The following is a 19916-nucleotide window of genomic DNA, read 5'->3' on the forward strand; positions in this document are numbered from 1 at the left end:
GGCTCCTGCATAGCAAGACATTTTTGATCTGATTTGTGCATTTGTCAGAAGCAGTCATGTGTCCGGCCTGTTTGCGCGGTTTTGACCGCTGGCCCTGATGGGTTCCGCAAACCAAGTTCCTATCAGCTTTACGGGCTATTATGCCCGCGCCATTCGGCGGAGTGTCTTGGCTTTGGCGGCAGACTTATGCACCATCATCTCGCGGGTCTTGCTAACTCATTGTTCTTTTCGTCTCAGGCTATAGTGCGTGGGCTGTAGGGTTCGTTGCGGGTCAGGACAGCCCAGACGATCCGGGCGGTCTTGTTGGCCATGGCAACAGTTGCGACACGCGCAGGTTTGCGTTCAAGCAAGGATGTAAGCCATTTGCTGGCTCGCTCGGGGTGGGATCGTGTTTGTCGAACGAGTGATGTCATACCAACGACAAGCAATGATCGCAGATACTGGTCACCCATCTTGGTGATCCGCCCCAACTTCTCTTTACCGCCGCTGGATTTGTTGGCAGGCGTTAAACCCAGCCATGCTGCGAACTCCCGGCCGTTTTTGAATTGGTGACCATCTCCAATGCTGGCGATGATCGCAGAAGCCGTCACCGCGCCGACGCCGGGTATAGTGCGCAGCAAACGGACACGCGTATCTTCTTTGGCCACTTGCTTGAGGCGCTCTTCATACCATCGGACCCGCTTATGCAGAGCCATGAGCTGTTCTGACAGGTTGCGGATCACCTCGTTGGCGATGTCTGGCAAGTCGAGCACTTCACCAAGAGTGATGTCCTCAGCAAATCCAATCACACGGGCCAGCCCTTTGGGAATGAAGATACCGAACTCCGCGACCAGACCACGCAGATTGTTGATGAGTTGCGTTCTTTGGCGCACCAAAAGGTCACGCGCCCGATGCAGCGACAACAGGGATTGCTGCTCGACTGTTTTGGTCGCAACAAACCGCATGGTGGGTCGAGTCACTGCCTCGCAAATTGCTTCGGCGTCAATGGCATCAGACTTACCGCGTTTGACATATGGCTTCACATACATCGGCGGAATCAGCCGAACCTCGTGACCAAGAGCTGTCAGTTCACGGGCCCAATGATGCGCACTGCTGCACGACTCCATGCCAATCAGGCACGGTTCCAGTTTTGCAAAGAACGGCAGAAATTGCGCTCGTCGCAGCGGCTTGTTGAACACGACTTCTTCGCTCGCGGTGATCCCGTGGACTTGGAAAACGTTCTTGGCCAGATCAACACCGATTGTGGTAACTTGCATGGGGTGGCTCCTCTCATAAGCAGATTTTGACACCTGCACTATGGCGCATTGCGACGCCGGTTGAAGCAGGAGCCATCCACCCCATCAGCTCTGTCCCGCAGTCCGGTCATTGCCACTACTCAGATCCGATGTCCGCATTCGAACCGCTACGTCGGAATGTACCAGGGCCTAAGCCCCGATCCTCTTGATGCGGATTCCGAGCTTGCGGGCCTTGTCGACGATGTTCTCGGTGATGCCCGAACCGGGCGTGGCAATCAGACCCTGTGGCATGGTTTCGAGCATCTTGTCGTTGCGCTTGAAGGGGGCGGCCTTGCCGTGGCTCTTCCAGTCGGGCTTGAAGACCACTTGGGTAACGCCACGGGTATCTGCCCAGCGGGCCGCGATCATCTCGGCACCTTTGGGCGTACCGCCGTGCAGCAGCACCATGTCGGGATATTTCGCAAGGGTGGCATCGAGGACGGACCAGATCAGGTCGTAGGCCTGATAGTCCCCGCCCGAGAACGCGATCCGCGTGCCTTCGGGGCAGTGTACCTCTGTCTCCTTGCGGCGCTTGGCCGAAAGATAGGCCCGGCTGTCCACCACGGCGGAGGTCAGGCCGCGATGCGAGACGCGTGAACCGGTGCGGGGCAGCCAAGGCGAACCGGTGGCGGCCGAGAAGTGGTCCACGGCCAGATCGCGCATCTGTTCGAAGGCGTCACGATGGTCCCAGAGCTTGAGCCCGATCATCTGGAGGCGCTCGAGCTCGACCGAGGCGACCTCGGAGCCGTCCTGTACGCCCAAACTTTCCCGGACCTCGAATTCGTTGTCGTCCAGGAGCTTCTGGATATGGGCAAGCCGGCGATGGAAGATCGAGGTCAGGGACCAGAGCATCTCTTCGAGATTGTCTTCCAACTGGCTACCGTTGAGAAGGCCGATGGTGGTGTCGAAGAGGGTCGCCATGGCGAGCTCGACCTCATCAGGTTGGGGCAGGGGGCGGTGATCGGTCTCGCCGGGTCCCGGTGTTGCGCCGTGAAGTGCGAGGTGGTCGAGGATGGCGGAGGTCACGCCGGTCTCCTCTTGGATGTCTGTCTGATGGGGCATTGTCTGGTTCCTCTGTTTGATCTGACCCAATTTGGATGGGGCGATATCAGGACCAGCGGCGACCGGGCCGCATCCGTCAGGATCGGAGCGCAGCGGAGAATGCGCCCAGGGCCGGAAAATTGGTCCCGCGAGGAATGGCCCGAAGGGGCAGGGGAATTTTCTGGTGCGGGGCGCATTGCTGCCCGGGCGAGGGGCGCTCTGCCCCGACCCGCCGGTCCATCGCTCCCCTTATCCAAACGGGATCAGAGCAAGCCCGCGGAACCTTTGTCCTGTCGGACATCCCCAGGGAGGTTGGCGGTCAGTCGTCCTCGATCTCCAGACCTTGTACTTTCATGGCCCCTAACAGAGACCAGCGCAGCGCATCTCTGCCAAATGCCCGCAGATCGTCGTTGAAATCCCCCATGGCCAGCACGAGATCACCGCAGGCAATTTCAAGAGATTCCAGTTGGTTACGCAATCTCCTTGATGCGTTACATCCAGCTTCGTCATTGTCCCGCGCGATCCAGATGCGCGTGATGCCCGGCGGCGGGATGAAGAGGCCGAGATGGGTGGCGGTGAGACAGGAGGCGAGATCGAATTCTGGCAGGGCGGTTCCGACCGAGAGGGTGTTCTCGAGACCTTCCGCGACGATGAGATCAGTGCGCCCGGTGCCGGACCAGAAGCGGATGGCATGGCCGTGCAGCTGTCCGAGGATCCGCTTCGGGCTCTCGATCTCGGCCAAACCGCCGGTGGAGGGGTCGAGATAGACCCTTGCGCATCCGGTGATCTGGCCGCGATTGTCGGTGATCTTCGCGAGCAGGGCAGGGGCCCTTTGCGGCAGATCAGGGTCGTCCTCGCCCGGCCGCAGGAAGACCCGCGGGTGATAGCGGAGGGCCGGGCCAAGCCGTGTGATGCTGCGCCCTTGCAGATAGGTGGCGGCCAAGGTGCCAAGGACCGGCTTGCCAGCGGCAAAGAGCTTCCGCGCCCGCGCGATGCGTTTGCTGGAGGCTGCATCCGGGCGCTCAGCCTTTCGAGTAGAACGAGACTCGGCAGGGCAGGGGGCTTCGCCGAGGAAGGATCGAGCCTCCCTCAGCGTTTCCTTGAGCGTCACCGATCCAAGCCGTTCCTGCAGCAGGTCGATCAGGTCGCCATATTCACCCGTCGCGAAATCTTGCCAGGACCCGGCCTTGCGACCACCTTCCGCCTGGAGGCGGACGGCGAGGCTCCGACCCTTTGCGCCCGAGGTATCGCCAACCTGCCAATAGTTGCCCTGCTTGCGCCCCTCGGGAAAATACTGGCGGCAGAAACCCTCGGCCCGGTCTGCCAGATCGGCCGAGAGGTCTGCGATACTGCGCCGCGCGCTCATACGGCGGCATCCGCGGCGTTGGCGCCAACCGGATGCGCGGCGAGCACGCGAGCCAGCGCCTCGGTGCCATCCACCGGGATGAACACCCGCGTCTTCCACTGGATCACCTCGGTGAAACAGCCCAAGGCTTTCAAACCGGGCAAGGCCGAACCCGACGCACCGATGAGTTCGAGCCTTGATTGTCCCATGACCAGCGACCGGCGCAGCTGATAGCCACCGAGCAGGCTGAGGGTCGTCTTCGCGTCCATGACCGCTGCGAAGACCTCTTGCGGCGTCATCTCGATCTGACAATCGAGCCCGAGCCGCGCGTAGACGTTCAGGAGTTGCTCCTGGCTGACCAGACGGCCGATGGCGCGTTCTCCATCCTCGGTCTGCAGGCGGTAGATGCGCATGTTGTCGGCGGGCAGCCGATCCCAGATCGGCAGAAGGAGGCCGCAGATCAGCGTGATCTTCGAGGTGGTGAACTCCGGCACGGCGTCGACCTCGGCCTGCCAGAGCTGTTCGAACATCGCGTCATCGACCTCTACCCAATGCGATTTTGAGAACTCAGAGAGCGCGAAGAGCTCGGTCGCCATTGGCCGCAGCAGTTTCACCCGCAGGATCGGCACGCCATCCTCGTCCATGAAGGCCGGCGCCTTCACCATCAGGGCCGCGCGTTTAGAGGTCTTGTTCCAGCACAGCGTCGCGCCTTTTGTGTCGGCGCAGATGGCTTTCACGCGGGGCAGGGTCAGCGGGTCGTTGCGATCCGTGCGCTCCACGGTCAGGGCGGTGGCCGTTGCCCCCGTCGCCTCATGCTCGAAAATCACTTTGCGATCAACAATCTCGAATTTTTCCGCGCGCAGGGTCTCTAGCCCGACATCGAGCGTTCCCGCCTGGCGCGCATCTTCGATGATGGCCGAGAGGAATCCGCCAAAAGCTTCGAAAATTGCGTCCTGCATGTCGATGCGGAGCGCGAGACAGCGGTTCAGGAACTGCTGGATCGGCGGCAGGTTTTCCTTCATCGTGCCATCCGCCTCATCGAGCGTCAGCCCAGTTATCTCCTGGAATTTGGCGTAGGAGCAGGCCTCGATCTTGCCCGCGCGCAGCTTGTAGAAGAACTGCCGCAGCGCCGCCCGCGCATAGGGGCTCTCGAGGTTGTCCTCGGCGCGGAACATGTTCTGACCCCCGGTCTCGCGCTGCCCCTTGGTGATGGCCCCGAGCGTGTCGAGGCGGCGCGCGATGGTGGAGAGAAACCGCTTCTCACCCTTCACGTCTGTGGCAACGGGGCGGAAGAGCGGCGGCTGCGCCTGGTTGGTGCGGTTGGTGCGCCCCAGCCCCTGGATCGCATTGTCTGCCTTCCAGCCGGGCTCCAGCAGATAGTGAACGCGGAGGCGCTGGTTCTTCGCACCAAGATCGGCATGGTAGCTGCGCCCAGTGCCACCGGCATCGGAGAAGATCAGGATGCGCTTGGCGTCGTCCATGAAGGCCTGCGTCTCGCCAAGGTTGGAGGAGGCAGGACGGTTTTCGACCTTGAGCCGCCCCTCACGCGTTTTTACGATGCGCCGCTTGCGTCCGGTGACCTCGGCCACCGCCTCCCCGCCGAAATGCCAGAGGATCTGGTCGAGCGCGCCCTGCACCGGGGCGAGCGCACCAAGATGCTCGACAAGATCATCCCGCCGCCGCTCCGCCTCGCGGCAGATGATGGGATTGCCGTCGCCATCGAGGGCGGGGCGGGAACGCAGATCGCCGTTCTCGTCGGTGTAAGGCTCGAAGAGCTGCGTCGGGAAGGAATGCATCAGATAGTCCATGATGTTTTCCCTGGGCGTAAAATCGACCTGCAGATCGTCCCACTCCGAGGGAGGGATCTCTTCAAGGCGACGTTCCATCACCGCCTCGCTGGTCGAGACCACCTGAATCACGGCCGAATGCCCCGCCGCCAGGTTCGCTTCGATCGCGTGGATGAGCGAGGGGCATTTCATGGCGGTGATGAGATGGTTGAAGAAGCGCTGCTTGTTGCTCTCAAACGCCGAGCGCGCGGCGGATTTCGCCTGGGGGTTCAGCGTACCGGTCTCGGAGGAAATACCCGAGGCCTGAAGGGCGGCCTCCAAGTTGGTGTGGATGATCTGGTAGGCGTCGGCATAGCTGTCATAGATCGCGACCTGGGCGGGCGTCAGCTCATGCACCAGCATTTCGTATTCGACCCCGGCATAGGAGAGGGACCGCGCCAGATAGAGCCCGAGCGCCTTCAGGTCGCGCGAGATCATCTCCATGGCAGCAATGCCACCGGCTTCCATCGCGGCGACGAACTCGGCGCGGGTCACAAAAGGGAAATCGCCTGTGCCCCAAAGGCCGAGGCGGGAGGCGTAGGCGAGATTGCTAACGACTGTTGCCCCAGTGGCCGAGACGTAGAGGACGCGCGCGTCGGGCACGGCGTTCTGCAGCGCGAGGCCCGCAAGGCCCTGCTGGGACGCCTTTTTGTCGCCACGGTCGGATTTTTCGCCGGCGGCGTTCGCCATGGCGTGGCTTTCATCGAAAGCGATCACCCCATCGAACCCCTCACCGAGCCAGGACGTCACCTGGTCGAGGCGCGAAGCCTTCCCGTCGCGTTCGGCCGAGCGCAGGGTGGCATAGGTGACGAAGAGGATGCCCTCTGGGAGACGGATATCGCCCCCCTGGCGGAATTTCGAGAGCGGCACGATATCGCTTTCACGCCCCCCAAGCGCCATCCAGTCGCGTCGCGCATCCTCGATGAGCTTGTCGCTCTTCGAGACCCAGACCGAGCGGCGACGCCCCTGCAGCCAGTTGTCGAGGATGATACCCGCGACCTGCCGCCCCTTGCCGCAGCCGGTGCCATCACCCAGGAACCAGCCCTTGCGCAGGCGAAAGGCACCGTTGTCGCCCTCAGACGACGCCATCGGCTGGCCTTCGATCTCGCCGCGCTTGAACCAGCCCTTCAGGTGCGTCTCGTGGGCATTGCCCGCATAGATGACGCTTTCAAGCTGCGGCGCAGAGAGGAGACCGTCCGCGACGAGGGTCTTCGGCAGCATTGGGCGGTAGGTCGGGACAGGCGGCGGGACAGAGGCCATGGCCGCGGATTGCACGAGTGCGGTCGGATGAGCGGCCGCGCCGTCGATCCGGATCGATTGCAGGTCATAGGCTTCGTAGACCGTATCCTGCAGCGCGCCCTCTGGTTCGCTCCAGACTCTCGGCAGGTAGTCGAGCGGGGCCGTGTCGATGTCGTCAAAGGGATGCTTGGCGCGTTCTTCGGCGAGGGCGCGGGTTTCCTGGCGGGCGGCGTTGCGCAGGGCATGCAGGTTGGTGCGGGTCGGGCGAGGTGGCACCGAAAGAGCGGCGCCAGTGGGGCAGGGCGGGGGGCTGCGGCGCGCGGGACAATGGGTGAGCACCGCGGAGAGAAGATCACCCGTGGTCGCGCAGAGCGGATGATAGGCGGCCTCGATGTCGATAGGTGCGGTCCCTTGTTCGCCCCCCACTCGCTTGTCGATCACCGTAAGCCGCGTGTCGATCGTGGTGCCGTGTCGCGCGAAGACCTTGCCGTCGATCGCAGCGGAAAACACGACATCGGCGCTTTGGCCGATCTGCTGAAACGTCGACTGGAAACTCTTGGTGGACGGGCGAAAGCTCTCGCCGGTGATGACGACAAGGCGCCCGCCCGGCGCGAGGCGCGCCAAGGCGGAAATAACATGCTGGCTGGTGGCCTGCCGGAACCGGCCTTCGACATGGTTCGCAGCCGAAAACGGCGGATTCATCACGATGACCGTGGGTGTGAGCGACCGGTCTAGCCGGTCGTCGATCGACGCGGCATCGTGGGCTGAAACGGTGGCATCGGGGAACAGTTCACCCAACAAAGCGTGGCGGGTCTCCGCAAGCTCATTCAGCGCCAACCGCACGCCTGCGATCCGGGCGAAAATTGCCAGCATGCCGGTGCCCGCCGAAGGCTCGACCACCAGATCGTCAACGCGGAACCCCGCAGCTTGGGCGACAATGGCCGCGAGGGGCAGGGGGGTTGAGAATTGTTGCAGACGCACGCTGTCTTCAGAACGCCGCGTGTGCGACGGAGCCAAACCGGCGAGGCGCTCGATCATCGAGAGAAATGCCTGAGGCGAGGTTGCCTGGCGTTGCATCAGCGCGCCGTAGCGCGAAAGCATCTGGATCTGCGCGATCTCTGCGGCGTCATAGGCGTCTTTCCAGACCCAGGCGCCGTTGGCGTCACTGGCGCCGAAAGCATCCTCCATCGCGGCGCGGAGGGCGGCGGCGTCGATCGCTTTGCCCGCCTCGAACTGGGGGACGAGGGCAGTTGCAGCCCGCATCAGGTGTTGAGCGGAGCGCGAGGTATCTGGCAGGGCTGGGGCTTCGGACTCGATCTCAAGCGGGACGGAATGGGGGTGAGCGTTCATCGGCAATCTCCGAGGTTGAGGGTTGGCCCCAAGCCCCGCGCGCACTCTCTCACCCGGGAGGGGTCACCCCTCCCGCCCTGTCTTTCGCTCTTTCATGGCAAAGCCCCGCTGCGCAATGACCCGGTGTCAGGTCGGCCGCAAATGGCGCGGCACGTCCATGGATTGATGCAGGACCCGGATCACGAATATCCTGTCCGAATCCACCTCGTAGAAAACGAGGTGCCGTCCCGTGATCAGTTTACGCGCACCCTGCAAGAGATCGGAACACTCCGACCCCATTTGCGGGTTAGCGATGAGCCCCTTCAGGGCACGCTCGATGTCGTCAAGATAGCGGTCCGCCTGTGCCTCGCCCCACTGCCCATGTGTCTCGACCCAGATATCGACGAGGTCGGATTTTGCCGCCTGGGAGTGATGGATTTCACGCATCAGAAGCGCCGGAGCGGCTCCGCGCTTCGCGCTTGATCGCGTCCATGTCGAGCGGGCCAGCATCACCGGATTGTTTGCCCTCCATCAATGCAACGCGAAGCCGCGCCCGCTGACCTTCCTGCTCTTCCATCAGGCGCAAAGAGGCGCGGATCAGCTCGCTGGTTGACCCGTAGCGCCCCTCCTTCAGCATCAGGGCAATGAATTCGTCCCAATGGGGGCCAAGTGTGACGCTTGTGCTTGCCATGCTCACCTCCGAAATACGCATGAATAAGATATATGAGTATTTCGCGCATTTCAACTCGGGGGTGGGCTTACGCCATGCTCGGCGGCGGGGGTCTGTGTACGTCTCGCAAGATCAACTGGTCCACAAACGCCCGCGCTTCGGACAGGCAGTCGAGCTCATAGTCGCCGAAGAAGCCCCAGCAGGCGTCGACCTCCTCGCCGTCACGCTCGATGATGTAGCCGTAAACCCGGCCGGCAAGATAGGCGTCGCAGCTGACGATCTCACCGCGCAGGATGTCTTCAGCCTTTGAGCGCAGAGCCTTGGTGACACGTTTCGCAGCATACTCCTTCTGAGCGGCTTCGCGCGTTACATAGACGTAGCCGACCTGGCCGGAATCCCACGGGCAATGAAACCCGATGGTGTTCATCGCGAGCCCGGAATGGTCATAGAGAAAGACGGGCAGCAGGATCGCCTTGCGCGCGGCGCGCTCGCGCAACTGCTCCATCGAGAGATCGCTCTGATCCGAAACACCCGCAAGATCGCGCAGGAACGCCTCGGGGCTGTCGAACTGATGGCTGTCACCGAGCCGATAGCGCCGGTGCCAACAGATCAATGTGCCGAGGTTGGACCATTCCCGTGGGGTTTCGGGATCGAGGTCTTGGAAAATCTTGATTGTATGGCCGTGATAGGCCTCCTCATAGACGGGATCGTGCATGTCAATGTCCTTTCTTGAAACGAAGACGACTTGCCAGGCCGATATGGGCACAGGCGGGTCGATCTGGATGAGATGAGTTTGTTGGTGAGGCCGCCCCCCGCCGATCAGGCGGCGGCGCGGTTCTGGCGATGCTGGACGTGCTCGACAGAAACCTTCAGAAGCCAATCCTCGAAGCCGAGAATGGTCTGGTGATTGGCCACTGCCGCGACCCAAGCCGCGCGCGGATCGCTGCCATTCTGCGTCGGATCGTTGTCGATCCGGCCATTGGCCATCCACGGCTCCGGCTGAATGCGGCCGAGCCAGTCCGCCAGCGACGGGATACGCCCTTGGCAATCCTCGCGCACATGCTGCTCGCCGATCCAGCGGATCGGGACGACCCGGCCCGCGCTGTTGGTCAGGCTGTGGCCGAACTGTCGTTCGGCTTCAAATACCCCTAGACAGTGGTGACGGTGGGCTCTGTGGACGAAGAGGGCCAGGTGCTCTTTGGACGCATCGAACCAATCATGCACGTGTTGGTAATCCTCTGGAATACCACCAAATTTTCGGGCGGAGCTTTCGGCGTGGTGGAGGGGGTGTGCCATATCAGAGCCCCTCATGTTCGGTGGTGTCGGTTTCGATATAGCGGTTCGAGTGGCTGACATCGCTCTTGTCCGCCTCGAGCGCCCAGGTCAGTTCACCATAGCCGCCTTCGTTGTTCTCGAAGCCGGGGCTGAGCGCATAGGCGAAGTCCCAGCCGAAGTCCTCGACCCGGCGCCGTAGCTCTTCCGTGAGGGTGATCGTGTCGGGCGTCACGACAACGTCCTCGACATTGCCGGAATCGCCGTAGCCTTCGTATTGCACCTCGATGCCGGTTACGCCGATGGCGCGCAGCTCGGAGAGAAGCGCCGCGCGGGTCTCGACCCGCTGTTCGGCAGCGCGTCTCTGGGATTCGAGCATCTGCGCGTATAAATCGCTTGTGTCATTTTGACATTCCTTTCGAAGGGAATAGGCGGGCGGCCATCGATTCAAGGCCGCCCATGTGATCTGCGTCTGTTCAACGCTTTGAAGGTTCACACGGAGCCGGTGCGGTCCTCGAGGTTGAAGTACAGCTCGGCCGTTGCCTTGCCGAAACCCGGCGGCTTGCGTGGAGCGAGACAGCGTACCGAAGCACGGCAGCTTTTCCCGTGATCCATGGCGAACCGCGTCACCTGGTCGATGAGATCGTCCATGCCGGCCGCCTGGACGCGCGTCTTCGGGCAGGTTTCCATCATCTGGAACTGAGTGACGATGAAGGCTCCGTCGCGATGCGCGGGGTGCAGCGTGATCTCGTAGTCAATTGTCTTGGCCATCTCTGGTCTCCTGTGGCGGGCGGGGCGCGGAGATCGTGCCCCTTCAAAACCCGTCAGCGCAAAAGGACCGCCCTTGGTGCAAGGGCGATCCGAGGTGGTGCTTGGAAGGCGGGGCATCAGTATTCTGACGGCAGAAGCAGGATCAGGACCCGGCGTGTCTGTTGGGGGTCGGATGGCTCGGGCGAACCAAATTGATAGTCGGTGTCGTAGAGGTCGATCTTGAACCAGACCGTGGTGCCGTCGAGGTCGATGACGCCCATCTCGTGCCAGCCATGAGGATCGCTGTCAGCGTTGAACCCGTCAAATGAAGCCACGCTGCGGGTGAGAGCAAGCTGGGCCTCCGGCTCAAGTGCTGCAACGCCGCGCGTCATGACAAACTGGCCCTTTGGTGCGTCCGCGACGGGGGTTGTCCCGAGGATGGAGCGGCGAAAGGCATCATTCTGAGCGGCGATCAGGGCGGCTTCCTTGACGGGATCGAGATCTAGTGTGGTGGTCATGAGATTTCTCCGGGACGGGCCAGCCAATCCGACACCGGCTGCAGGAAACCCGTCAGCCGGAAAGGGCCGCCCTCGATGTGAGGACGGCCCAAGGCTCATGTCGTGATTAGATCAGTGTTCGCTTCGTCAGGCTGCATCCCCGCTGAGGAAAGCGGGCAAAGATGACGGCTCGTCTTTCTCGGCATCGATCTGAGTATCTGAGGCGGGCACGTCGCCTTCTTCGGCCTCGCGCAAATCGTTACCCATGTTGGCAACAGCCTCCGTCGCACCGCCAAACAACATCCCGTCGGGCAGCCAGCGCGTCGTCTTCGCAACCGTCGCGGCGTCGAAACCTTCCGTCGCGCCGGCTGTTTCGGCAAAAGCCCGCTCCATCGCCGCGGCGATATCGCCCTTGCGCTCGCGATTGCGATCCTCGGCGTAATCGTCGCCGATCAGCTTGCGCGCCGTAGCCACTGCATGGCCCTTGTTGACCCGACCCCAATAGTTTTGGGCGGTCGGGCGCCAGCAGGCCGCCACATCGACATCGAGCCGCGCGCCGATCTCCTCGATGATGGGGGAGGGACGATTGTCGGAGGAGAGCTGCGGCTTGACCGCCAGACCCGTCGCCCAGGCGAAAAGCGCCTGCTTATCCGCAATCGGTAGTGCCGACATCGCCCGGAAGTCCTCGGGTTTCTCCAGCTTCATCCAGTTTGTGGCGAGATCCTGTTCCAGCGCCTCGAGCATTTTCTGGGCGACGGTATCCGCATGCAGCACCTCGCGGTTTTGCGCCTGGAAAGGTCGAACCGAGATGTCGAGCGCCTCATTGTTGTAGGACCGCCCCAGAGCCTGCTCGCAGAGCGCGTAGAGCATCACATCGAACGCCACTTCGAAATCCGCCGCCAGATGCGCCCTGAGGATGTGCTGACGCGTGGCACGCAGATCATCCGCCAGGCTCGCCGAAATGCCGTCCGCCTTGCGCAAAGTGGCCGCTGGGTCGGAGGTCGGCACGGGCGAAGAGGAGGTCGGCGGCGTCACATGCGGGCGGGCAGAGGAGGGAGCATCACCCGCATCAGCACTATCTTCGCCCGGCACCGCCGCAGCGGGGATATCTTCTGGCCGCACGAGGCCTTTCTCGACACGCAGCGCACCGTCATGACCGATGGTCAGAACGACACCGGCGATAGCACGATCTTCCTCGGCATAAGGCTGCCGCTCCCGCTGCAGAGCCTCGATCTCGCGCAAACGCGGCTCGATGGCGTAATATTCTTCGGTCTCGGCGTCGGTCCAATCCTCGCCGTCATTCTGCGCCGCCAGTTCTTCTTCACGCGCGATGAGACGTTCCTCTTCGGCGAGCAGGTCCGGATCCGGTTCGATATCCTGCGGATAGACCCGTCCGAAACTCCGAAACGCGCCGTAGTCCACCGAGGGATGCACCTCGACCCATTTCCACGTTCCCTCGAAGGGTTTGGCCGCTGCCTGCAGCTTCTCGATGGCGAGGCGCTCCAGGAGTTCGGGGTTTTCCATATGGGCGCTGGCGCGATCGTCGAAGAGATCGCGAAGCAGAACGCCGCCCGCCGCCTCATAGGCCTCGATGCCGACAAAGCGCCCGAGGGCCGAGTTCGCCGAATGCGCGGTCTCGGTCAGCTGGCGTTTGATGCTCTGCGGATGGATGTGATAGCCGCCCTTCACCGCGTTCCAGACCGCCAGCTGGCGATCATGATCATCGGTCAGCGTGAAGGCCATCACACATTCGAGGGTCAGATCCCCCGCGCGAAATCGCTCGATGATTTCGGGCGCGACACGGGCGAGTTTCAGCCGACGGCGTACCAGGTCGACGGAGACACCGAATTTCAGCGCAATTTCGTCCTCGCTGCGCCCTTCGCCAATCATCTTGTCGAAAGCTTCGAACTGGTCCGCCGGATGCATGGCTGCGCGCTGAAGGTTTTCTGTGGCGGAGGTGAGGATGGCGTTGCGTTCGTCCTCGACGAGGCAGGGCACCGGGTGGTCTGCGGGGATCACACCGTCCTCGGCCAGCTGTTTCAGCGATTTGAGGCGACGGCCACCGGCGTCAACAGCAAAACGTGTCTCTGACAGCGCATGAACCACTAGGTTCTGTTTGATGCCTGTCTCGCGGATGCTGGCGAGGAGTTCGGCGTCGTCGCTAGCGCTCGCGGCGACTTTGCGGACGTTGAGTTGGCTCGGCTCCAGCTGGTCGAGCGGGATCATCCGGATGTCGGCGGCGCCGTCAGGCGCAGCCGATCCGGCGGTTTCGGTTTTCTTTGAGGTGGCGGGTTTCGAACGCGTCGTGGTTTTGGTCTTGGCCATGGTCAGGATCCTTGTCGCGCCGGACCCGGAAGAGGCTCTCTCTTTCCTTTCAAGCCCGGCACACGGGCTTCCCTTTCTCTGGCTCTTTGCAATTGCGAAACACGTCAGCAATCGACCGTTTGTAAACGAATGCAAGAGAGTGCTCTCTCGTCGTGCTGGTGCAGAACCCCTTGGTTTCCTTATCCTGAACGCGATCAGAGAGGTTCCTCCGGCAGTCGCCCGCGAATACTATGTAAAGAGCATGGGCAATGGCCACAAAATCTCTTGGGTAATGTGCATAAAGGTGGTATTTTACACACATGACGCCGCAAGCATCTACTTTTAGTGATGATTTCGATGACCCTCTCATCATTACCGAGGGGGATGAGGAGGCTCACGAAGAAGACCTCTGGTTTCTGCCCGGGCCGCTCGAAGAGGAACCGGATGATCTGCCTCCCGGGCCGCGGGCGGAACCGCCTGATACCGTAGTCATCGAAGATTGGGCAAAGGCAGAGGGTGCTCATACTGCGCGGCTGGCAAAGGTGGCTGGACGCCTGGGTGCTCTGGATGACCGGTTGCTGCGCGGCCCGGAGGGCTGGCGGCACAGACTGGCTCTAATAGAGGCGGCGGATCTCAGCTGGTTCGCAGGCGATCGTGTGAGCCCCGATCGGCTGGCGCTTTGGATATCCATGCGTTTGTCTGGAGTGCAGGATGACTCGGAAGCACTGGCCCGGGCCGGATGGGCCGTGCGACGCCTGACAAGTGGTCCGGAGCCAATGGTAGATTTGGCGTCCTTCCTGGATCGGCGTGATCCTGAGAAGTTCGAGGACAATGCCGAGCGCTTTGACGAGCGTGCAGGGAGCTGGCTGGACGTGATGACAGCAGCGGTTGACCTCCACCCGATCACGAGCGCTTGCATGGGGTTTCACCTCTGGAGTCTGGCTGGCCTCGGCCAATATGGAGACCGTATTGAGGCCGCTGTAACTGCTGGTAGGATCGCGGCCAGCGACGGCAATGGAGCCATCTTTGCGCCGCTGGCCATGGGCGGGGCAGGGGGGCTGCGGGCCTCGGGCGTGCCACCTGAACGCTTGGCCCGCTGGTTGGACGGGATGAACAGCGCGATACTAACGGCGATGCGGCATTTGGATTTGGTTGAGACTTGGACGGTTCAGGCAGAGGGCGAACTGGCGAAACTATCAGGCAAGACGCCTCCTGCTTTGCTAACTCTCTTCGCGGAATGGCCTCTGGTGTCCGCGCCGATGGCTGAGACTCAGATCGGTGCCAGTCGCGCGGCGATGCAACGAAACCTCGCGTGGATGGAAAAGAAAGGCTTGATCCGCGAGGTTACAGGGCAGGGGCGGTTCCGGATGTGGCGGATTGCAGCTTAGTATCTGCCGGGTGACGGCTCAAAAACGTATAAGCAAGCATATGTTAAGTTGGCTCTTGGCCAAGAGTGCGCATGACTCGGGCGCACCTGGGACGAATACTTCTCGGGCGAAAGCGGCGCGCCTAAGACCCGCAGCAAGAGTTAAGTCCGCTATCCGCGTCGGACCCGGGGTCATGCCAGCCAAGTTCGCAGAACGTCAGAAGGCCGCAAGCATGTGGACTAGGCCTTTTTCGATGTTCTTCCACGGCTTCTTGCCCACGGTATGTAAGAACCAACATCTGGTACCGCAGATATTTTTCGTAAAGAACTGCATGAAGCGACAACAGATTTTGTGACCCACAGGCCTGGATCAAGGACTTATGGAACTCCCAGTCATATCGGAATCAGGATCGGAGCGACCACGCCCTGCGCCAATGGCTGCGGGAACTGGCGAATAAACGTCGCCGGTTCGGATATCGTAGTTAGGGCATCCTTTTGGCCAGAGAGGGTTTTGAAGTGAACCATTAGAAGCTTTTCCGTCTCTATCGCGAGGAAGGGCTGGCCGTGCGCCGCAGGTGATCACGCAAACGCGCACTGGGTACGCGCAGGCCCATCCTAGTGCCGGATCGCGCCAATCAGCGTTGGTCGTTGGACTTCGTGTCCGATGCCTTTGCTAATGGCCAAAGGTTCCGTGTGTTGTGCATCGTGGATGACTGCACGCGCGAAGCCTTGGCGGCCACTGTGGTGGATCGCTCACTGTCAGGTGAGCGGATGATCCGCGAACTGGATGACCTGATCGGGAGGCTGGGTCAGTTGACTTTCTGACCCACGATCAGATCAAAGCGATGACAACGGCCGACCGTATCGTCAACCTCGGCACTCGTCAGGGGTATGTTACCCCCTGGATCACGACGTCAGCGGAAAAGCGCCCTTAGGGGTGCCACAGCCTCTTGCCAGCTGTCACGCGCTTCTAGCCGGTCGATCCAACTCGCAACTCCTGGGTACTGGTCCAGTAAAATCCCCGCTTGATCGCGATACATGAAGGTGGTCGCAAGATAGAAGTCGGCAAGGCTGAGTGCGCCTGCGATCCAGTCCTTGCCGTCGAGTCCGGTTTCCAGAACGGCAAGGAACTGATCTGTGGCTTTTCGTTCCGCTTCGACCACGGTCGGATCGGGATCGCCCATGCCGAATTTCTCTTTGAGAAACAGCTCAAAGGACAATTTCTGCATCGCCGGGCCAAGGTGGATCGCTTGCCACCAGGTCCATTGATCGACGAGGGACCGCGCCTTGCGGCCCTCAGGATAGAGGCCCGCCTCGGGCCGAAGCCCCGCCAGATAGGCACAAATTGCCCGGGATTCCCAAAGCACGAAATTCCCGTCCTCCAAAACGGGCACCTTTGCATTGGGATTGCGAGCGAGAAATTCCGCCGCGCGGTTGTCCCCGGCCCGGATGTCGACCTGGACGATTTCGAGGTCCACGCCCAGTTCGTGTGCCACCGCCCGCACACGCAGCGCATTGGGCGAGAAATTCGCGTTGTAGAGTTTCATGATTTTGTCCGCCTCTATAGTTACTGCGGCGCCCGAAGAAGCACCGCCCGGTTTTCGGTCAGGAAATCGGTAACCGACTGTCCGGACTTGCCGGTGAGCGTCTTGAGATCGTCGCTGGCCACATCAAGGTAGCCTTCGGCGATTGCCTGGTCGAAAGAGACGAAAACACGCGCCATGAACTCGGGCAGGCCATTTGCGATCATCGCCTGCACCATGTCTTCGGCCGGCATCGGAACGTAGGGGATGTCCTTGCCGGCGATGTCCGACAAAAGCGCCGCGATATCGGCCTGGCCGGTGGATTCGGGCCCGGTGATGTCCAGGACCTCGCGGTCGGTCGCATTCATCAGCGCGGCAGCGGCGGCGCGGGCGCAGTCGGCGCGCGTGACGTAACTCGCCCGTCCGTCCCCTGCCGCGGCAAAGAGCTGCCCCATGTCGATCGCCTGCGGTCCGCTCATAAGCAACAGATCCGTGTAAAGGTTGTTGCGAAGGATCGTGTAGCTGGCGCCGCTTTGCTCGATCAGCTTCTCGGTATTCTGATGATCCTTGCTGAAAGTGATGGGGCTTTCGGGTACCGGGCTGGCAAGCGAGGTATAGACGATGTGGGCGATACCCGCCTCGCGTGCGGCGGTGATCGCATTGGAATGAGCCGCGAGCCGTTTGCCCGGCTCCAGATCCTCGGTGGAGATGATCAGGATCCGCTTGCCGCCCGCGATGGCCGGACCCAGTGTTTCGGGCGCGTTGAAATCGCCTTGGCGAACATCCACCCCCTTGTCCCTGAACTCGGCGAGTTTGTCGGCGTTGCGCGTGACCGCGATGATCGGACCGGCGCCCGCCTCGATCAGTTGATCGATTACCTGGCGTCCAAGCTGGCCGGAGGCGCCTGTGACGATAAATGGTCCGTTCTGAAAGCTTGCCATGGGCGTATTCCTGTTCTTTGAGAGAGAGTCAGCCGTGGATGTGAACCTGCGCGGGGTTGGCCAGCTTGCCGCGGGCGAAGTCCCAGCTCGTTGTCAGGATTTTGATCATGACGTCGACCTCTGACCCATCGCGCGGCGCAAAGGCCATGACGGCATTTGCCGGGATGTGTCCGGCCGACGCCATCGGGTGCGGTTCGCCCCAGCCGTTGGCGATGAGTTCCTCGACCGCCGCCAGAGGCAGCATCATGTGCGACGAACCGTCATAGGAGGGATGCACATGGGCAAATTCGCGTCCGATCATGAAGGCTTCACGCGGGCCGCAGGCATGCGCCACCGGCAAGACCAGTGCTTCGGCGCCGGGCACCGAGATGCCCGACCGGCAGCGCTCGACGAAGGGCAGGGCGAAGGCCTTCTCCTTGAACAATGCGTGGATCTCTGCCGAGGAGGTCTGCGACACCTGCTCATGCGGGGCGCAATCGGTGGTGTCGGGGCGCGGGCCCTGCCGCGGGGGAAGTTCGAAGCTCATGGTTGGTCCTATCCAAATCTAAACGCGCTTTCGACCGCGCCCAACACGTCATCTTCGAGGGTCTTCTCCCCCCGATCCGCAAGCGCGGCCCCGGCCACGACGTGCAACGGGATCAGATGTTCCTCGCGCGGATTGGCGTCGCGGGCGCCGGGCGCCTGATCCCACTCGGCCAGCATGGCATGGCGCACTGCGGGGTCCTCATGGGTCACCGCACTCGTGAGCCATCGGTCAAAGTCTCCGCCGTTCACCGGGCGGTCCGGTCCGCCCCTCATCGCCCGCATCATCTTGCCCATGTTGTGATAGGTATTGCCGGATCCGATGATCAGCACCCCTTCGTCGCGCAAGGGCGCCAACGCGCGACCGACGGCAAGATGCGCCTCGGGGTCGAGATCGTCGCGCAGGCTCAATTGGACGGTGGGGATGTCGGCCTCAGGAAAAGCCACCTTTAGTGGAACGAATACCCCGTGATCGAAGCCACGCACAGCGTCGGCCCCGGTCTGGAACCCCGCGCCTTCCAGAAGTGCGCGTACGCGGGTCGCCAGCGCGGGCTCGCCCGGCGCGGGCCAGGTCAGCTGATAGGTATGCTGCGGAAATCCCTGATAGTCGAACAGCAGAGGCGGGGCGGGGTTGGTCTGCAAGGTAAAGACCCGCTCTTCCCAATGGCCCGAGATCACGAGGAGCGCCTTGGGCCTTGCCGGCAGGCTCGCAGGCAAGTCCTCAAGGAATTTGCGGTGCCGATCCCAGGCGTCAGGCGGGTTCCAGTCCATGAAGAAACAGGGGCCACCCCCATGGGGAACAAACACTGTCGGCTGCTTTTCAGTCATGTTGTCGTCCCTTTGTACCCCAAAGTCCGAGGCTATGGGCGGCGCCGTGGCAACTCCGCAGCAGATCAGGTTGGCGCTGCCGGAACTGCCGGTGCATAGGCCGACTTGACCGCACGCACGCGATTGGCGGTCAGCCACGAGATGATCAGGAATACCCAGGTCGCCAGCGCCGGCGGCCAACCCGGATCGCCTGCGCCCACATGCGCCCCGAAGGCGAGCACCAGATGCCAGAACATTGCCGCATAGGCCCAATCTGCCAGCACCGCCGAAGGGCGGCAGAGGATCACAACCGCACCGACGATCTTCAAAATTGCGAGTGGCCAGATGATGTATGTGGGATAGCCCAACACCTCGCGATACATGCCCGCGACCATGTCGTGGGATGAGATGTAGAAGGCCGCCGCACCCAGATAGACCAGCGCCACAAGGCCGGTCGCGATCCAGTAGACATATTTTGCCACGTTGTCACTCACTGCCGCTCTCCCGGTTTTCGGCGGGTTGTTAGGCTGCCGTTTTCCATATAGTATCATTAGGTGCCTTGCTTCATCAGTTAAAGTAGGCACTTAAAAGTAACTTACTTTCGTGGACTGCGAGGGCTATCCAAAATGAAAAGCGTCCAACCAGCTTCCTGCCCGATGGAGGCGCTGCTGCGTGTCATCACGGGACCTTGGACGATTTATATCCTTTGGGTTCTGTCCGAACAGGGTCCACAGCGTTTCGGCGCGACCAAACGGCTGGTGCCTGGAATTTCCACCCGGGTCCTGACTGAGAGGCTGAGAATGCTGGAACATGCCGGCGTGGTCTGGCGCGAGCAGGCCATGACCATCCCGCCCGCTGTCACATACGGGCTGACTGAACGCGGCGCGGAGCTGCGCGGTGTGCTGGACACCCTTGGATCCATTGCGCGCCGCTGGGAGGCAGAGGGTGCTTTCGACGGGACAGCACGCTCGGCGGAATGATAACGTCCGTCCTGTTCGCGGAGTAATCCCGCGCCAGAAAGCACCGCGAACGGAGCACGGCCCGAAGCTCATGACGGATTGAAAGCCGCGTTGGGTATGCCTGACAGGCGGCACTCACTCCGCACGATCCGCCCAGGTTTGCGACTTGCCGGCACGTAAAAATCAATCTACTGTACCGACTAGACGGTACAGTCAAGTTTGAAATCCCGCAATGCTGCACAGGACAGGAA

Annotated in this window: 20 protein-coding genes and 1 pseudogene; 3 read left to right on the plus strand and 18 right to left on the minus strand. The window is 61.8% G+C overall.

Features of this window, described 5'->3' with window-relative positions:
* Nucleotides 1–233 precede the first annotated feature (233 nt).
* The 12 genes from ARCT_RS0102680 to ARCT_RS0102735 all read right to left on the minus strand — a co-directional run bounded on the left by ARCT_RS0102680 (nt 234) and on the right by ARCT_RS0102735 (nt 13568).
* Complete coding sequence (locus ARCT_RS0102680; RefSeq protein WP_027238688.1) at nt 234–1256, minus strand: IS110 family RNA-guided transposase; 1023 nt, start codon at nt 1254–1256, stop codon at nt 234–236.
* Between the two features lie 168 nt (nt 1257–1424).
* Nucleotides 1425–2336, minus strand: a complete 912-nt coding sequence (locus ARCT_RS0102685) for a DUF2493 domain-containing protein (RefSeq protein ID WP_027238689.1) — start codon at nt 2334–2336, stop codon at nt 1425–1427.
* A gap of 298 nt (nt 2337–2634) precedes the next feature.
* Entirely contained in the window at nt 2635–3681 is a 1047-nt protein-coding gene (locus ARCT_RS0102690) for a DUF7146 domain-containing protein (RefSeq protein WP_027238690.1), read from the minus strand.
* Nucleotides 3678–8075 carry a strawberry notch-like NTP hydrolase domain-containing protein gene (locus tag ARCT_RS0102695; protein ID WP_027238691.1) on the minus strand — a complete coding sequence of 1466 codons (4398 nt, stop codon included), beginning with the start codon at nt 8073–8075 and terminating at the stop codon, nt 3678–3680. Before ARCT_RS0102695 ends, ARCT_RS0102690 begins: the two co-directional genes overlap by 4 nt.
* A 126-nt stretch (nt 8076–8201) precedes the next feature.
* Complete coding sequence (locus tag ARCT_RS0102700; RefSeq protein WP_027238692.1) at nt 8202–8501, minus strand: type II toxin-antitoxin system RelE/ParE family toxin; 300 nt, start codon at nt 8499–8501, stop codon at nt 8202–8204.
* Nucleotides 8494–8745, minus strand: coding sequence for a type II toxin-antitoxin system ParD family antitoxin (locus ARCT_RS0102705; RefSeq protein ID WP_036784147.1), 252 nt, complete (start codon nt 8743–8745; stop codon nt 8494–8496). Before ARCT_RS0102705 ends, ARCT_RS0102700 begins: the two co-directional genes overlap by 8 nt.
* Before the next feature lie 67 nt (nt 8746–8812).
* Nucleotides 8813–9439 carry a hypothetical protein gene (locus ARCT_RS25160; RefSeq protein WP_240476208.1) on the minus strand — a complete coding sequence of 209 codons (627 nt, stop codon included), beginning with the start codon at nt 9437–9439 and terminating at the stop codon, nt 8813–8815.
* Between the two features lie 104 nt (nt 9440–9543).
* On the minus strand, nt 9544–10020 hold the full coding sequence (locus tag ARCT_RS0102715) for a DUF6915 family protein (protein WP_027238694.1): 477 nt from the start codon (nt 10018–10020) through the stop codon (nt 9544–9546).
* A gap of 1 nt (nt 10021) precedes the next feature.
* Nucleotides 10022–10375, minus strand: a complete 354-nt coding sequence (locus ARCT_RS0102720) for a DUF6878 family protein (RefSeq protein WP_027238695.1) — start codon at nt 10373–10375, stop codon at nt 10022–10024.
* A gap of 113 nt (nt 10376–10488) precedes the next feature.
* On the minus strand, nt 10489–10767 hold the full coding sequence (locus ARCT_RS0102725; protein WP_027238696.1) for a hypothetical protein: 279 nt from the start codon (nt 10765–10767) through the stop codon (nt 10489–10491).
* A gap of 116 nt (nt 10768–10883) precedes the next feature.
* On the minus strand, nt 10884–11264 hold the full coding sequence (locus ARCT_RS0102730; RefSeq protein ID WP_027238697.1) for a DUF3768 domain-containing protein: 381 nt from the start codon (nt 11262–11264) through the stop codon (nt 10884–10886).
* Between the two features lie 126 nt (nt 11265–11390).
* Nucleotides 11391–13568: a ParB/RepB/Spo0J family partition protein gene (locus ARCT_RS0102735; RefSeq protein WP_027238698.1), complete on the minus strand. Its 2178-nt coding sequence runs from the start codon at nt 13566–13568 to the stop codon at nt 11391–11393.
* 299 nt (nt 13569–13867) lie between these two features.
* Between ARCT_RS0102735 and ARCT_RS0102745 the strand changes: the two genes are divergently transcribed.
* Entirely contained in the window at nt 13868–14935 is a 1068-nt protein-coding gene (locus ARCT_RS0102745) for a helix-turn-helix domain-containing protein (protein ID WP_027238700.1), read from the plus strand.
* Between the two features lie 121 nt (nt 14936–15056).
* Here ARCT_RS0102745 and ARCT_RS28905 read toward each other — a convergent pair whose 3' ends face one another.
* Nucleotides 15057–15287: a hypothetical protein gene (locus ARCT_RS28905; protein WP_369824838.1), complete on the minus strand. Its 231-nt coding sequence runs from the start codon at nt 15285–15287 to the stop codon at nt 15057–15059.
* A gap of 25 nt (nt 15288–15312) precedes the next feature.
* Between ARCT_RS28905 and ARCT_RS27795 the strand changes: the two are divergent.
* A pseudogene (locus ARCT_RS27795) lies at nt 15313–15726 on the plus strand (IS3 family transposase); the annotation flags it as partial.
* A gap of 101 nt (nt 15727–15827) precedes the next feature.
* Here ARCT_RS27795 and ARCT_RS0102765 read toward each other — a convergent pair.
* From ARCT_RS0102765 to ARCT_RS0102785, 5 genes are all read right to left on the minus strand, one after another.
* A complete protein-coding gene (locus tag ARCT_RS0102765; protein WP_027238702.1) occupies nt 15828–16460 on the minus strand; it encodes a glutathione S-transferase family protein in 633 nt (210 codons plus the stop codon).
* A 20-nt stretch (nt 16461–16480) separates the two neighbouring features.
* Nucleotides 16481–17377, minus strand: a complete 897-nt coding sequence (locus ARCT_RS0102770; protein ID WP_027238703.1) for an SDR family oxidoreductase — start codon at nt 17375–17377, stop codon at nt 16481–16483.
* A 28-nt stretch (nt 17378–17405) separates the two neighbouring features.
* Nucleotides 17406–17903 carry a luciferase domain-containing protein gene (locus ARCT_RS0102775; protein ID WP_036784088.1) on the minus strand — a complete coding sequence of 166 codons (498 nt, stop codon included), beginning with the start codon at nt 17901–17903 and terminating at the stop codon, nt 17406–17408.
* An 8-nt stretch (nt 17904–17911) separates the two neighbouring features.
* Nucleotides 17912–18727: a DODA-type extradiol aromatic ring-opening family dioxygenase gene (locus ARCT_RS0102780; RefSeq protein WP_027238705.1), complete on the minus strand. Its 816-nt coding sequence runs from the start codon at nt 18725–18727 to the stop codon at nt 17912–17914.
* 65 nt (nt 18728–18792) lie between these two features.
* Nucleotides 18793–19200 carry a DoxX family protein gene (locus ARCT_RS0102785; RefSeq protein ID WP_027238706.1) on the minus strand — a complete coding sequence of 136 codons (408 nt, stop codon included), beginning with the start codon at nt 19198–19200 and terminating at the stop codon, nt 18793–18795.
* 132 nt (nt 19201–19332) lie between these two features.
* Here ARCT_RS0102785 and ARCT_RS0102790 point away from each other — a divergent pair, with 132 nt between their 5' ends.
* Nucleotides 19333–19686, plus strand: coding sequence for a winged helix-turn-helix transcriptional regulator (locus ARCT_RS0102790; RefSeq protein WP_224556225.1), 354 nt, complete (start codon nt 19333–19335; stop codon nt 19684–19686).
* The last annotated feature ends 230 nt before the right edge of the window (nt 19687–19916 follow it).

The organism is Pseudophaeobacter arcticus DSM 23566 (assembly GCF_000473205.1).
Lineage (GTDB): Bacteria > Pseudomonadota > Alphaproteobacteria > Rhodobacterales > Rhodobacteraceae > Pseudophaeobacter > Pseudophaeobacter arcticus.